Raw genomic sequence first — 16,399 nt, forward strand, 5'->3', positions numbered from 1 at the left:
TTTGATTGTTAACTTGTGGTATTATGTATTTGAAAAATGCTTTTTTGATTGCCTTTGCTTTGCTTTTAGTTCAATGCAAATCAACTGGTTCTGGACAACAGACCAACAATGTTAAGGAGGCAATTCCTGTGATTCTCTTGCTTACGGAAAATATTTCTCCAGCAGATCTAGAATCTGTAAAATCCATGCAAATCGAGAGTATGAAGCGAATTAGCCGTACTCAAAATCAATGGATGTTAAAAGTGATAGGCGGGCAGGAACGCGCTTTGGAGCTAATCAATTCTTTGAAAGAAGACAATAGAATAATCAAAGCTTCTTTAAAAGATGAAAAGGAAAAAACAGATCAAATACAGAATACAAAGTCTGGCAAAACACACCCTATTTAGATAAATGTTATGAGAGGAAAATTATTTTCAGCGATCATTTTGATCACAGCAGTAGTCTGTTTTGGGCAATCCCAAACAGAGCAGCTTAAAAATGTAAACGTAAGCAGCTTGAAAGCTGTTCATCTTGGGAAAACAAAACCCGTAAGAGAGTTAGTAAGGGTTTCGGCCACAGACCGAGACAAGAAATCGAAAATTAAGGCGCAGGTTACGGCCAAGCCGCAAAATTTTATCGGAAGACAAGGTAGTAATGCAAGAATACCTGAATTGGAGCATCAAGGTCCAGATCCACTGAGACAACTAGATAATTACTCCAATTTGCGAGCAGTGGCCTCAATCACTCCCGAAATAAATATTGATGGGAATGGTAATGGATCACCAAACGATCCATCAGGAGATGTTGGTCTTGATTATTACGTCCACGCAATTAATGCTACTACAATTGCAGTTTATGATAAAACTGATGGGACTTTAGTGGATCAGTTTGCAGCGAATACATTGTGGTCATCTATCAATGAGAGTTCTGCAGGAGATCCTATTATTTTGTTTGATCATGAATATGATCGTTGGATCATAACAGAGTTTACGTCTCCTTTCGGATCGGCCAATTTACTCTTTGCAATTTCTGAAACAAGTGACCCATTGGGCAGCTACAATGCATATGCATTTTCTCCACCAAATTTCCCAGATTATCCGAAGTGGGCAATTTGGAATGACTATTATTTTGTTACGACCAATGAGCAGGGTCCTGGTGCATTACACCAATATTTTTTCGATCGTGCGGCTTTCTTAGCTGGAGAAGCTGAAATCCCAGCACAACGAGTTGAAATAGCTGGAAATACTAGTACTGAGGCAGGATTTTATGTGACAACTCCTGTTAGTTGGATTGGTGATACTCCGCCTACAGATTCTAATCCAATAGCTGTGAAAATCAATGATTCGTCTTGGGGAGAGGTAGAAAATGACGTGGTTGAGGTATACACATTTGATGTTGATCTTGAAGGGGAGACTACAGCTACATTGACATCCATAGTTTCGACACCATTTGATGGGTTTCCATGCGACAATGCTAATGGTCAGGATTTCGCATGCCTTACACAAGGAGGTTCGTCTCAAGGAATTGATGCAATTCCAGAAGTAATTATGAATCTTCCTCATTACAGAAACTTTGGCACGCATGAATCTATTGTTCTCAGCTTTATTACCGACGTGACAGATGGTGACAATTTGGCTGGAATTAGATGGATGGAACTAAGAAGAACAGATGGAGATTGGACACTTTATCAGGAAGGAACGTACGCTCCAGATGATGGTTTACATAGATTCATGCCTTCTATATCTATGGATAAGGATGGTAATATTGGTCTTGCATATAATACTACCAGTTCAGAAGAATTTGTCGGAGTAAAATTTACAGGTAGATATGCAGAAGACGATTTAGGAACGATGACTGTTTCTGAAGTGGACGTGGTTGACGGTACTACTTCAATTCCTGGCGATCGATTTGGAGACTATGCTCAAATGGCTGTAGATCCGGTCAATGAAAGAACTTTCTGGTATACGACTGAATATCCTTCTGATAATGGATCAGTATCTAGGATCTTCTCTTTCACGTTGGAAGATAATGATAATGATTTGACGCTTTCCTCTATTGATGAGCCTAACACATCTGCTTCTTTAACAGCAACCGAAACTGTATCTGTTACTGTGGATAATATAGGCACGCAAGATGCAATAAACTTCGACTTAATCTTAGTAGTGAATGACGTTACAATTGAAACGTATACGCATTCTACAAATCTGGCTGCAGGTGCAAGCCTTACTCATGATTTTGCGACGACTGTAGACTTTTCTGCATTTGGAGACTACTTAATCGGCGTTGAGATTGACTATACAGCTGATGAGGTGACAGGAAATAATTTCAAAAGCAAAACAGTTACAAAACTGGCAGAAAATGATGCTAGTGTTGCAATAGACGGCCTTACTTCGGTTTGTAATGATGAGGTTACAATCGATGTTGAAATCACTAATGAAGGGGAATTGGCACTGGAATCTGTAGATATACAGGTTTCACTTAATGCTTCATTGGTTGAAACCATTGAGTGGACAGGATCACTTGAAATAGGCGAATCTGAAGTAGAAGTAATAAATGTTTCTAGCTTGATCAGTGGAGATAATGATATTTCCATAACACTTGCTGATCCAAATGAAGTTACTGATGAGATTACAGGGAATAATACTGCTGATCTTTCTGTGAATTTTGACAATACTTTAGATCAGGTTGTATTTACCGTCACTACTGATGAGTATCCTGGAGAAACCACATGGGAACTACGTGATTCCGATGGATTAGTGGTTTTAAGTGGAGGTCCTTATGCGGATCAATTTTCTACAATTACTGAGTATCTATGCTTAGATCCAGATGCTTGTTATGAGTTTGAAATTTTTGATTCTTTCGATGATGGAATCTGCTGTTCATTCGGTGAAGGATCTTATTCTCTTGAAGATTCTGAAGGGAATATAATCTTTGCTGGAGATGGTCAATTTGGTTCTTCAGAGGCTACTAATTTCTGTTTAGGTGCTGAGTGTAACTTAACAGCTACTGTAGATATTGTAAATGAAAGTGCTAATGCATTAGGTTCAATTGTAATTGACGCTTCTGGTAGCTACAACTATGAGTACAGTATTGACGGTGGCGAGACGTTACAAGAATCTCCGGTGTTTGATGAATTGGAGAGCGGATCCTACGATGTATTCGTTTTAGCGCAAAATGGTAACTGTGAGTACGAAGAAACGGTAACTGTTGGTTTTGATTGTGATTTATCTATTTCTATTAGCGAGGAAAAGAATGGTGACAACACCGGCAACATCGAAATAACAGCTACTGGTGGAGATGAATATGAATACAGTGTGGATGGTGGAGAGACATTCCAATCTTCCAATGTATTCTCAAACCTTGCTTCAGGCACTTATGAAATTCATGTAAGGTCAAATGATGGCCAATGTGTTGAGATTGGTGAATTTACTGTTGATTTTGTATTAGGGACATCAATTGAAAATGCTATTACAATTGCCCCTAATCCAACAGATGGTGTATTCAAGATTTCTGTCCCAGGACATGATTATATCAAAGGATTTTTAGAGGTTGATGTAATTGACCTAAACGGAAGAATCATTCAGCACCACAGATTTACTAGGTATGATGACTCGTTCGAAGGAACTATATCATTATATGCATATCCAAATGGAATCTATTTCTTAAAGCTGACCAATGCAGATTCTGATAGGCTGGTAAGAATTATGAAGAGATAAAAAAAGCTGATTCTTCATTGAATCAGCTCAATTTTAAAAAAGCAGGAATTTGATTCCTGCTTTTTTTATGCTTCAGGAGTTACAGAAAACTCTCCACTTACAGATGCTTGAACATCATTGTTTCCTTCACCGTCAAAACTGAAAGTACCATTAATTGTATCTCCAGATACAGTAATTTCAATGCTACCTGATACAGCTGTAACACCTGTAGTTTCGAAAGTAGAAGTGTTTACAGATGTAAATGTTGCTGTGTTACTATTTCCAATATTTAGACTGTAACTACCTGCACCATCATAGCTGGCAATTGAAATTGACATTGCATTGCCAGTACCTTCTGAAGCTACAATTGCTAAAACACCACTATCTGTCAGAGTTACCTGAACTAATTGTTGTCCTTGAATTTCTCCAGAAGCACTAAAATTTGCAGTAATGTCTCCCGTGACTGTAGCTGAAAGGCTATTACCGGTAGGTCCTGCATCTCCATCGGAATCTCCACCACAAGAGATTAAAACTGTTGCAATAAATAAATAGGCGAATAATTTAATCGTTTTCATGACTATGTTTTTTAGAGCTAAGTTCAAGGTGAATAGGCTCTACTTCAATACCATCATCAACCGATTTTATATCCGTGATTCACGGTATATTGGATTATATAATGCTCAAATTGGATTTATTCCCCAGAATTGTACACCTGTCTATCGATTTCTACGCTATATCGAATTAATAAATGAGTGTTAGTTGGATGCACTTCATTATGGTATTTTTGAAGTTGCCATAAAACAATCAAAACCAATGAAAGCTACCCTGAGACCAATTGTTTTATTGCTAGCTATGCTATGCATTAAACTCACCTACGCTCAAGAATTCACAGCTGGTATTAATACCGAAACACCCAATCCCAATGCGGTATTGCATCTAGTTTCACCGAATGGAGATCAAGGCCTTCTAATTCCTAGTTTAACGAATGCTCAAAGGACAGCCATGAGTTCATCTTTGTCCGCTGCAGACAACGGATTAATGGTATTTGATAACGAAGACAATATTTTTTACTTCTGGGTAGCACCGAATTGGGTAGCAAATACAAATACAGACAATCAAAACCTGACATTATCTGGAACGGATCTTACCATTGACAATGGCAATACTATTGACCTAAGCAGCATAAATACGGATAATCAAAACCTAAGTCTTACTGGTACAAACCTATCGGTAGATAGAGGTAATACGATTGACTTACTATCGACGGGCTTTCTCTTAACTGAGAGTGATCCTACTGTTCCTGCGAATATTAAAGATGGAATAGATTGGACTGAATTATCTGGTATCCCAACAAATCTGGATCTGGATCAAACTGATGATGTCGTCCAAACTACTTCGCTTCCAGCAGGAGACATACAAGGAAGTTTTCAAGCAGGCCTTAATATTGATGTAGGTGTTGTTTCTTCTTTGGAACTACAGGATAACACCATCGTGGATGCAGATATAAGCACCGGAGCCAACATTTCAGAGAATAAATTGAGTGCGAATGTTATGGTGGCTGGTGAAAATGTAGGGTTGCTTAATAATGATGTAGGATATATAACAGCTGAAAGCCAAGATATTAGCACGGATGCTACTCCTGGAAACATTACTATTACAGGGGGTTCCACGCTGTCACTAAATGTAGATGATGCTGATAATAGTATTACCAACGAGATACAAGACATCAGTACTGACGCAACGCCAGGAAACATTACGCTAAGTAGTGGCTCTACATTGAGCTTGAATGTAGATGATGCTGATAATAGCATTACAAACGAAATACAGGATGCACCTGCAGTAGCCTATGATCCGACGGGTGATTTAGTGCTTTCAGTATCAGCAACCAATGTTGAAGCAGCAATTAAAGAGTTGGATGTTTTGATAAACGCTGGTGACGGAGATGGAGATTCGTCCAACGAGCTTCAGGACATCAGTACAGATGCAACGCCAGGAAACATTACGCTAAGTAGTGGCTCTACATTGAGCTTGAATGTAGATGATGCTGACAATAGTATTACCAATGAGCTGCAAGACATCAGTACAGACGCTACACCAGGAAATATTACGCTAAGTAGTGGTTCGACATTGAGTTTAAATGTGGACGATGCAGACAATAGCATCACCAATGAGATACAGGATGCACCTGCAGTAGCCTATGATCCGACGGGTGATTTAGTGCTTTCAGTATCAGCAACCAATGTTGAAGCAGCGATTAAAGAGTTGGATGTTTTGATAAACGCTGGTGACGGAGATGGAGATTCGTCCAATGAGCTTCAGGACATCAGTACAGATGCCACTCCTGGAAATATAACCTTAAGTAGTGGATCAACTTTGTCACTAAATGTAGATGATGCTGATAATAGCATTACCAACGAGATACAAGATATTAGTACTGACGCAACGCCAGGAAACATTACACTAAGTAGTGGCTCTACATTGAGCTTGAATGTAGATGATGCAGATAACAGTATCACTAATGAGATTCAAGATATCAGTACAGACGCTACACCAGGAAATATTACGCTAAGTAGTGGCTCGACATTGAGTTTGAATGTGGACGATGCAGACAATAGCATTACAAACGAAATACAGGATGCACCTGCAGTAGCCTATGATCCGACGGGTGATTTAGTGCTTTCAGTATCAGCAACCAATGTTGAAGCAGCGATTAAAGAATTGGATGCACTAGTAAGTGCAGGAGATGCAGACAGCGATCCATCGAACGAAATACAAGATGCGCCAGCTGTTGTGTACGATCCTACAGGAGACTTGATACTTTCAGCAGCGGCTACAGATGTAGAGGCAGCGATCAAAGAGTTGGATGCACTAGTAAGTGCAGGAGATGCAGACAGCGATCCATCGAACGAAATACAAGATGCGCCAGCTGTTGTGTACGATCCTACAGGAGACTTGATACTTTCAGCAGCGGCTACAGATGTAGAGGCAGCGATCAAAGAGTTGGATGCACTAGTTAGTGCAGGAGATGCAGACAGCGATCCATCGAACGAGATACAAGATGCGCCAGCTGTTGTGTACGATCCTACAGGAGACTTGATACTTTCAGCAGCGGCTACAGACGTAGAGGCAGCGATCAAAGAGTTGGATGCACTGGTAAGTGCAGGAGATGCAGACAGCGATCCATCGAACGAGATACAAGATGCGCCAGCTGTTATATACGATCCTACAGGAGATTTGATACTTTCGGCAGCGGCTACAGATGTAGAGGCAGCGATCAAAGAGTTGGATGCACTAGTAAGTGCAGGAGATGCAGACAGCGATCCATCGAACGAGATACAAGATGCGCCAGCTGTTGTGTACGATCCTACAGGAGACTTGATACTTTCAGCAGCGGCTACAGACGTAGAGGCAGCGATCAAAGAGTTGGATGCACTAGTAAGTGCAGGAGATGCAGACAGCGATCCATCGAACGAAATACAAGATGCGCCAGCTGTTGTATACGATCCTACTGGAGATTTGATACTTTCAGCAGCGGCTACAGATGTAGAGGCAGCGATCAAAGAGTTGGATGCAGCAGTTGACGCGGGCCTTATTCTGCCTTATTCAGGGTCTGATAATACGTCCGATGCATTTTCAATTACACAAACTGGTACTTTCAGAGCAGGACTTTTTCAAGTATCCAATACGGGTAGCGTAGTGCCTGCCTTAGAGGCACTTTCAGATGGGGCTTTTAACTCATATGCGTTGCTAGCACAAAGTACTGGTGCAGGTGATGCTGCTCGAATATCTTATGATAATGCCTCAGGAACAGCTCAGGCACTAAATCTATTTACATCTGGATTAGGTCATGGAGCTACATTTGGGATAAATAATGCTTCAAATAATACCGCAGTACTTAGCATAACACATGCTGGATCAGGTGCAGGAATTACTACTGATGCACCGATTGGTATTGGCGTTGCAAATCCTCTTTCTCCGCTTCAAATAGGGGATGAGCTTGGATTTGGCCATTTCGAAAATGCTACTGAAATGATCAATGGTGATGCAATACTCTCTAACGTATACCCAGATTATAGCAATGCAACAGACAATCAACTTAGAAGAACAAATACAGATTCAGTCTCATTCATATTCTTTGATGACGGAAAAATCTCATTCTTAAATGCTCCTAATGGTGCAGCTAATTCAATAGTTGATATTTCAATGGCAGGAGATGTTAGAACTTGGATGGAAATGCTGAACGATGGCAATATAAAGGTCGAGGGAGGTCTGGAACTAGGTACCCCGGATCCCGGGGAAGAAAAAGAAGGGATGTTAAGGTGGACTGGATCAAATTTTGAAGGAAATACTGATGGATCAGGAAGTGGCTGGGTTCCACTAGATGAGCCGCTAACCTTGCCATATGCTGCGACGGAAGCAAATGCACTTTCATTACTTGATATAGAGCAAACTGGTGCAGGAAGAGCCGCGCTATTTGCCGTAACGAATACTACTCACAATGATCCTGCTTTGGAGGTGAGATCAAATGGAAATGGAGCTACTTCATATCTTGCAAGATTTGATCGTACCTCGGGTTCTACCGGTAGCGGAGTATTTTACGATATGAACGGTGTGAATAATCCAGCGATTTTGATTGACAACACCACTGCCCCAATTCAGATATTTGACGGAGCAGGATTAGGCTTCGTTTTGACCTCAGACGCTAACGGTGTGGGAAGATGGGCGCAAAATTTTGGTCGTGTTCAAGGTTCATTTAACCTAATTACCGAAATGGCTGGAACTGGAGGTATGCTTTCATCAGGTGCAGATAACACTTTCATTGGTAGAACAGTCGGAAATGGAGTTACAACAGGAAGTGGAAATGTTCTAATAGGGAGTGAAGTTGCTACGGCGCTAACGACAGCAGGTGGCAATATTGCAATAGGCTTCCAATCTGGAGGTGCGAATATGGCAACAGGTGGTGATAATATTACTATAGGAACAAGAGCGGTTCTTGCTGGTGGACCTACAAACTCAACTGACAATATCGCAATAGGAAGAGATGCACAAGCAACACTAAGCGCTACAGCTATTGGTGCTGATGCTCGTGCAACAGCTCCTGGTTCTGTAGCTATTGGTACTGGCGCTCGTGCCACTGCTTTAAATACTGTGACGCTGGGAGAAGCTACAGGTACCAGATACAATTTAGAAGTGACAGGTAATCTTGTAAGTTCAGTTTCCAATGTTACTGCACCAGGAGACGGATTTACACCTGCTTCAAGAATTATTACCCTAGATGCTAGTGTAAACATTACCAATATCTCGGCTGGCAGTCAAGGACAGGAAATTATTTTGGTTACTTTAGGGGATGCAGTAATTAATGAAGGTGGTAACATTGACCTTGCAACTCCTTCTTTTAATCCTGGAGTCGCTAACAGCACGCTACATCTAGTCTATATAGGATCTGCATGGGTTGAAATATCCAGATCATTGAAATAATAGGAGCAATGAAACGATTACTGTATTTCATATTGCTTTTACCTGGAGCACTTGTTGCTCAGAATGTTACTTTCGGTAATCAAACGACCTTATATCTGGGGGACGGTACCAAATTTTTCTTTGGAGGCAATACAACTTTGAATGGCACACTCAATAATACGGGGACTATTGTCAGCTACGGAAACTTGGATTTTGTGCTCAATCAGGATGTTGGTAATATTAAATTCAATGGAATTGATGATCAGGAACTAAGAGGAACAACGCTAGACGTTGGAGATTTTATTGTTGACAAACAGGGTACACTGACTTTATTGACAGAACAGGTCGTCGTTTCTGGAGCATTAGAAACAGTAAGTGGAGTAGTAGAGGCGGAAGATGAAGAAGACCTTTTGGTAAGCGGTAGCTTTGAGGGAGCAGGGTCAGGTTATGTAGAAGGTAAACTTATTGGGATATCACAAGGAGGGCCTGTTACTTTTCCTATGGGTGTAAATGGTTCTCCCAATTACGTCACAGTTTCAAATTTGGAAGCTGGTGCAATAGTTTCTGTAGAATGTAAAATTCCGGATCAGAATACACTACTTCCAGATGAAGAAATGGTTGGATTGAGTGATGAAGTGGAATGGATATTGAAAGTATCAGGGGAAGCAACAAACGCTCAAGTATCAGTTAATTTTTCCGGAGTAGATTTAAATAATTTCTCAAATGGAGAATCAATTCGGGCCAACCTGTATACTCCAGCAATAGCCATTTTCTCAGAAGCGGATACTTTATATCATGCGTTAAGCGGCTCTCAAAATACAGTAGACCCATTTAGTTCTACGGGTATAATTACTTCAGATGAATCAATACTTATCACCAATGAAGGGAGAAGACTAGCCATTGCTTTAATCCCATTAGTTGATGTGCCAAGATTGTATATTCCAAAAGCGTTTGCTCCGAATGCAATGCTCGAAGAAAATAGAATATTCAGACCGTATTTTACTGGTTTAGCCATTACCTCAGTATCAATTGCTATCTATGATTCTTTCAATAAGCAGATATTCACTGTAGGTGAAAATGGAACTGATTTAGATCTTTCCCTTTATAGTTGGGATGGCACATTAAATTCAGGCCTTGAGGCACCTGAGGGTGTCTATTATTACAACATACGAATAGTTGCAGATTCAGAGGAGTATAGTCAGGTTGGAACAGTACTTTTAGCAAAATAATGAGAAAATTCATCTACATAGCATGGATCGCTCTTTCCTTAAAGGCCCTAGGTCAGGAAGGTCAGTTTTCTCAATATTTTGCAAGCTCTAGTGTATTAAATCCAGCTTTTACTGGAACTATCCCCAATCTTTCCTTTAATAGCAATTATAAAAGAGGAGGATCCCCAAGCGCCGATTCTTTTTTCGAATTGATGCAGGTGACATTTACCTATCCATTCAAGAGAACTACAAGTAAGGACCATCAAATAGGTGGAGCTGGAGTTACATTCTTTCAGGAGAAAAGGGGTTTCCAGGGCATCTACAACTCTAAAAAGATATTGCTCACTGGTGCTTATGCAATAAGACTTAGCCGACTATCAAATAGAACAATAGTATTTGGTTTGCAGGGAGGTTTAGTACAGCATACCATTGATGGCACAAGCCTTACTTGGGGATCTCAATTCAATAGATATATCGGTTTTGATAATACCCAGGCAGGAGAAGAGCTAGGCGCAAATCCTGTATTATATCCAACGTTCAATTTCGGAGTTATTTATTCTGCTTTTGATAATGAAAATAGATACATCAGAGATAAAGCTTTCCTTGTCGGTTTAAGTGTTGATAATCTGAATAGAGCGAATGTCTCAATTGATGGACTTGAGGGAGCACGGAAGAGTCTATTGTTTAAAACATTTGCATCAGCCAAAATCAATATGGCTCCAAGATGGTATGTTCATCCATCAACCTATGTTCTTTATTCTCAAGGTAGCTATCAGGTAAATACTGGAGTCTATTTTTCTACACTCATTAGTTCTCCCAGATCTAAGACTGCTGTGAATCTACAATTTGGATCATGGTATCGATTGCAGGATTCCATCATTGCGTTAGCAGGTTTTGAAATAGACAATTTGAAGTTGGGATTTAGCTTTGATCTAAATACACAATCCTTCGACATTAGCGAGCAACTAGGTGCAGACCTTCCAACTTACGAGGTTTCATTAACTTACAACCTTGATCTCTCAACACCATTGAGAAATATTTCGAGTCCGATATTTTAACGAATAAATGAGAAGAACACTCACCGTTTTTGTGTGCTTATTTATAAGTGTGACTGCATTTTGTCAATCTGTTCCAAAATTGCTAAGGCTGGCCGATGAGCATTATGAGAATGGTGTCTATAATGATGCTATTGAGTTTTATGATAAAATAGCCGGAATAGACACAAGTAACTTTTTTGCAAGGTTTCGATTAGCTGATTGCTACAATAAAACCTTGCAATATGAAGAGGCTAAGACAGTTTTTTTGGAATTGAGTAACATCCCTAATCATGAATATAGAGCACGCTCTATGTACAGCTATGCTGGGCTGTTAAAGCAAGAAACAAGATTTGATGAGGCCGACTCCATTTATTCGTTTTTGATTTCAGTACCAGATGCGGAACCATATTTGGTAGAATTATCTCGTAAACAAAGCGAGGGGTGTCAGCTTGCGTTGAGGCAAGAGAAAGCTAACAAAGGATTCACAATTGCTGTAATGGAGGAAATCAATAGTAAGTTTCATGATTTTGGAGCTGTTATTAATCCTTCTAACAATCATGTAGTGTTGGCAACTACTCGGAATCTTCCTGGAACGCAATATGAAGAGTTGCAATATGAAGGACTCCTACCTGATCTGGTTTCGTTTGAGAGTAGAAATAATGGACGCTTTAGAATGTCATCCTCTAATCAAGAATTCTCTAAACTAAACACTAAGTGGCCAGAAGGTTCAGGTTCTTTTACCAAGGACGGAAGTACATTCTATTTTTCTTCTTGCCAGGATGAAGAAGGAGCCGCGTGTAGTATTATGGTAAGTTACCTGGAAGATGGTAGTTGGACAGAACCTGTAGCTTTAAATTCATACATAAATGAGCCTGGATCCGAGAATAAGCAGCCCGCAATATCAGTAACAGGTGATACACTATTTTTTAGTTCAAATAGATCTGGTGGAAACGGAGGTAGTGATATCTGGATGAGCTTGAAGGGGTTGGAAAAGGAATCGTGGACTCCCGCGATAAACATGGGATCTGTAATTAATTCACCTGAGAATGAGATAACACCTTACTTTTCCTCTGCATTCCAATGTTTGCTGTTTGCGAGTGATGGACACGTTGGTTATGGTGGATACGATTTGTATGCCGCAAAGGGCGAGTCTTTTTTTGAACCTCAGATTTACAACTTAGGCGATCCATTTAATTCTACTTGGGACGACACTTATTTTGCAATATCTGATACGGTTGGATTTTTATCCTCAAATAGAGAAGATCATGAGATTCTAAATGTTTTCAGTTTTGATGTGAACAACGAACGTCTTTTCTTATCGCTTTTGATTTCTGGAGAGTCCTTAATTGATGCACGTTTAGCCTCAAAGTTTCGAGATATTGAATCGCTTGATTTGGTGACATTCCGAGTAGAAGATTATGCAGGTTATGATTTATTTGAGCCTGTTAGACCCTCTAAGCCAAAACCAAAAATATTAGAGGATAATACAGTTGAAGTTGTAGAAGGCGAAGTAGCTGAATTGAGATTTGAAAAACTCTATTATGATTATGGAACGTATACGTTGCGGGCGGAGGCTAAATCGGGCTTGAAAAGTTTGGCTGAGCAATTAAAAGACATCACCTTCCAATCTATTGATATTTTGGCCTTCACAGATAGCATAGGCCCGAATGCGGCGAATCAGGTTCTTAGTAAAAGAAGAGGCGAATCTGCTAAAGAGTATCTTGTTTCTTTAGGCATTGATTCAGCGCAGATCAATGTATTTGCACGAGGAGAGATTCCTTCTTCTGGTAAGGATCATTGGTTTAGGAGGATATTTAGAAGAAGAATTGAAGTCATAGTAAAAGCTGCGAGTGGTTTACAATTGAATCAAGCCAAAACATACATTGTCAGAAGATCTACTTCCTTAGATAAGATCGCTGAAACTTTAGGAGTAGACTATGAGGATCTCAGAGAGTGGAATGGTGGTATGAAAGGCAATGTAAAAGCAGGTAGTACCATTCGAGTTTATGAGGATGGAGACGTGGAGCGTCCAATCAACCTATTTGTAGATGAAGAAAGCCTGAAGTTCTTTTCGGCTAAGAATTAACCTTTGGATACCAATATATATGCACCCCAATTGTATGGATTTGTATCTACTTTTCTAAATTCTTTTCTCGCATTGAAAAAGGCCCTTTGTGGGTCCTTCACTACCAGCAATTGCTTATAGAATAAATTCATAAAGTTTCGCGCGGCCTGATCATCGATCTTTACAAGAGATAACAGAACGTTTTGAGCTCCAGCTACAAGAAATGCACGTTGTAGTCCAAATACACCCTCCCCATTTTGAATTTGACCAAGTCCTGTTTCACATGCAGCAAGCACAACAAGGTTGGTTTGATCAAGTACCAGGTTCATTGCTTCATATGCAGATAGAAGGCCATCATTAGCGCTGGATTCAGTTTTGCTAAGGAATAGCCCTGAGCTATGCAATGGATCCGTGTAGTTTGGATCATCTATGAAATACCCATGCGTAGCAATATGAATAATGCCTGGATTTGTGAAATCTTTAATTCTATCCTCTGTGGCTTCGGAGTAGTAGAAAGTTTCAGTATCCCATCGTCTTACGTCCAGTATTTCACTTATGTCATTGGCTTCTCGCTCTGCACCAGGAAGCTGGTTGAGTGTGTATCCTTCAATTTTTGAGAAATCCGGATTACCAAATATTTTGGCGTCTCTTATAAACTCTGGCGTTTCTCTGTATAGTAGATCTTTACCACTAGTGATGTTTATGACATCATATTTGTCTGACATGAATTCTCCAGCCTGATAATCATAAAATACCACTGGGTTCAACTTGTGATATATTCCATCTGGTGAGAGATATAGTTTGTTCACATCATCCAAATGTTCATCAACAGCTTTCCAAAATATATCGTAGCTGTATTTGTCTTTTACACCGTATTGTAATGAGTTTCTATAAGTTGCAAAGCCTTTAGTGAAGTCTATTGCGGGCAGTTTTACTGTCTTGATCACACTGTCTTTTTTGATGATGAAAGCCATATAGTGAGATTCGTCTTCAAATCCTTGTTCGATTTTTTCATCAACAACATCTACAGAGTAGTTTCGGAATTGGATAATATCTACCATGGCCGTACTATCCTCCAGAGCAAGACTTATTTCACCCCAATGATGGTAAGTAGATTTTTCTTGGTCAGCAAAAACTTTAAATTTTCTTGAAAGATCTTTTTCTAGATCAGCACATTCCTTTTCGAGTGTCGATATAGAAATTCCTTGCTTAATTCTATCTTCTTCAGTGAGTAGGTATGCCTGAGCAAGGCTGTACTTTTTCTCACGCCAGGTGTTATAATCTTTCTTGATTTTGTTGTCATCACTGTTTTGAATCAGTTTTCTCATTTTTTCTGAAGCGTAGAAGAGTATCCCTCGCGTATTCAGAAAATGGTTTAGTGCATTTTGTGCATACTTAGAATCGATGTTTTCATCAGCGAATGCAAGCGCACAAAAACGACCAATATTGTATCGTGTTTCATCAAAATATAACTTTCGTTGATTGTCAGTGAGCACTGGAAAAATATCTTGCATGTGTTTGATCTCCGCGTCCAATGCATGGTCAAAAGACTCCATGGCCGACTGATAGTCTTTAACGATCATGTAGTATAACCCAAGGTCATTGACCGTTTTGATATAGAGCGGATGATAATTACCAAGTGTGTTCGCTCGTATTTTTTTTGCCTCTGTTAAAAGCTTGCCTGCCAGTGAATAATTCCCAAACTGTAGGTACAAGAGGGCCACATTGTTAAGCGAAGTGGCATAGTTTGCATGATCAGTGCCATAGATGATCTTATCCATATCAAGCACCTTCATGTATAGATCAAGTGCGTTGGGAAGATCTCCTTTGTCTTTATATATGCTTGCAAGATTGCTCAAACTGCTTGCATAATCTGGATTCATCGAACCGAACAAATCAAGAAATCCCTGCGAGCTTTCTTTAAAACACTCTTCAGCTTTTTCAATATCACCTTGTCTTTTATAAATGGTTCCAAGATTATTAATCATGTAAGGACGGATAGTTCTTATATCTCCAGCCACCTCTAATGCTTGCTCCATGTAATTATTTGCGGTCTGTAAATCATTGAGCCTGTAATAAAGAATGCTCAGTCCATTGAGCGTTTCCAGAAGCATGACTTTATCATCTTTGTAGTTCGCATTTTTCTTTTCCAGATTGTGGAGCAAATAGTTTTCAGAATCTGAGTATTCTCCTTGCTCAATTTTCAATGCTGATAGCCTGTCTATGGCTCGGAAATATTGAATTTCATCTTTTCCTTTAGCCATCTCTATGGCTTTTAGTAATTCCGTTTCACTTTTATTCAAGTCACCAAAGTGTCGGTATGTTGTACCCAATTCTACTTGCAAGGCTATGCTGATTGAGTCGCTAAATGTTCTTCCAGAGTTTAATGCTTCATTTAGCGCGTCGAGACTTTCTTGAAAATTTCCTACTTCCCGGTGATAAACACCTTTTCTAAATAAATAGCGAATTTGGGCTTTGGTATCATCAGCTAGTTTAGCAGTAGTTACTCGACCTGCGAGTTCTAAGAATTTACCTGACTTATCAAATTCTCCGAGTTCTTGATATAGTGCGGATAGGTTATAATAGATGCCAAGTAAATCTTGATTCAAAGAATCTTTAGTCTCTACTTCATAGGCAAGTCCATTGTGTAGTGCATTCAAGCTTCTCTGCTTATCATTGACTTCCCATAGTATCAATCCTACATTATTGTAAAGCCCTGCAATACCTATCTCGGTCACACACTTTCCAGAGTCTAGATCTGTGAGGAGTGAGTTAGCATAAAATTTAGATTTTAGCGGGTACGAGTATTTAAAGTGTTCAGCACTATCAAGTTTCTGAAGACATGTCTGTCCGTATGAACCTAGGCACACCGCTGATATCAATAATATGAGTGTATATCGTAGCATTTTAACTAGTGGTATCCTTTTAAGTTAATAAGGATAACGCATTCTATAAATG

Annotated in this window: 8 protein-coding genes; 6 read left to right on the forward strand and 2 right to left on the reverse strand. The window is 39.7% G+C overall.

Going from position 1 to position 16,399, the window contains the following annotated elements; translation table 11 throughout:
* Positions 1 to 23: 23 nt before the first annotated feature.
* Together ACY650_RS14070 and ACY650_RS14075 are read left to right on the forward strand one after the other, a co-directional pair.
* Positions 24 to 386, forward strand: coding sequence for a hypothetical protein (locus ACY650_RS14070; protein WP_462248273.1), 363 nt, complete (start codon positions 24 to 26; stop codon positions 384 to 386).
* A gap of 9 nt (positions 387 to 395) precedes the next feature.
* Positions 396 to 3,695 (forward strand): CARDB domain-containing protein, encoded by a 3,300-nt coding sequence (locus ACY650_RS14075; protein ID WP_462248274.1) that lies wholly within the window; start codon positions 396 to 398, stop codon positions 3,693 to 3,695.
* Between the two features lie 65 nt (positions 3,696 to 3,760).
* On the opposite strand, the gene ACY650_RS14080 is transcribed toward ACY650_RS14075, so the two are convergent.
* Positions 3,761 to 4,249, reverse strand: coding sequence for a DUF6252 domain-containing protein (locus tag ACY650_RS14080; RefSeq protein ID WP_462248275.1), 489 nt, complete (start codon positions 4,247 to 4,249; stop codon positions 3,761 to 3,763).
* A 238-nt stretch (positions 4,250 to 4,487) separates the two neighbouring features.
* Between ACY650_RS14080 and ACY650_RS14085 the strand changes: the two genes are divergently transcribed.
* The 4 genes from ACY650_RS14085 to ACY650_RS14100 are packed head-to-tail and all read left to right on the forward strand — an operon-like array spanning position 4,488 to position 13,462.
* Positions 4,488 to 9,152, forward strand: a complete 4,665-nt coding sequence (locus ACY650_RS14085; protein ID WP_462248276.1) for a beta strand repeat-containing protein — start codon at positions 4,488 to 4,490, stop codon at positions 9,150 to 9,152.
* 8 nt (positions 9,153 to 9,160) lie between these two features.
* Positions 9,161 to 10,360, forward strand: coding sequence for a flagellar hook assembly protein FlgD (locus ACY650_RS14090; protein ID WP_462248277.1), 1,200 nt, complete (start codon positions 9,161 to 9,163; stop codon positions 10,358 to 10,360).
* Positions 10,360 to 11,397, forward strand: coding sequence for a PorP/SprF family type IX secretion system membrane protein (locus tag ACY650_RS14095; protein WP_462248278.1), 1,038 nt, complete (start codon positions 10,360 to 10,362; stop codon positions 11,395 to 11,397). Before ACY650_RS14090 ends, ACY650_RS14095 begins: the two co-directional genes overlap by 1 nt.
* A 7-nt stretch (positions 11,398 to 11,404) precedes the next feature.
* Positions 11,405 to 13,462 carry an OmpA family protein gene (locus ACY650_RS14100; protein ID WP_462248279.1) on the forward strand — a complete coding sequence of 686 codons (2,058 nt, stop codon included), beginning with the start codon at positions 11,405 to 11,407 and terminating at the stop codon, positions 13,460 to 13,462.
* Here the strand turns inward: ACY650_RS14100 and ACY650_RS14105 are convergent.
* A complete protein-coding gene (locus tag ACY650_RS14105) occupies positions 13,459 to 16,347 on the reverse strand; it encodes a CHAT domain-containing protein (protein ID WP_462248280.1) in 2,889 nt (962 codons plus the stop codon). The genes ACY650_RS14100 and ACY650_RS14105 overlap by 4 nt on opposite strands.
* Between the last annotated feature and the right edge of the window lie 52 nt (positions 16,348 to 16,399).

Source organism: Ekhidna sp. (assembly GCF_963691765.1).
GTDB lineage: Bacteria > Bacteroidota > Bacteroidia > Cytophagales > Cyclobacteriaceae > Ekhidna.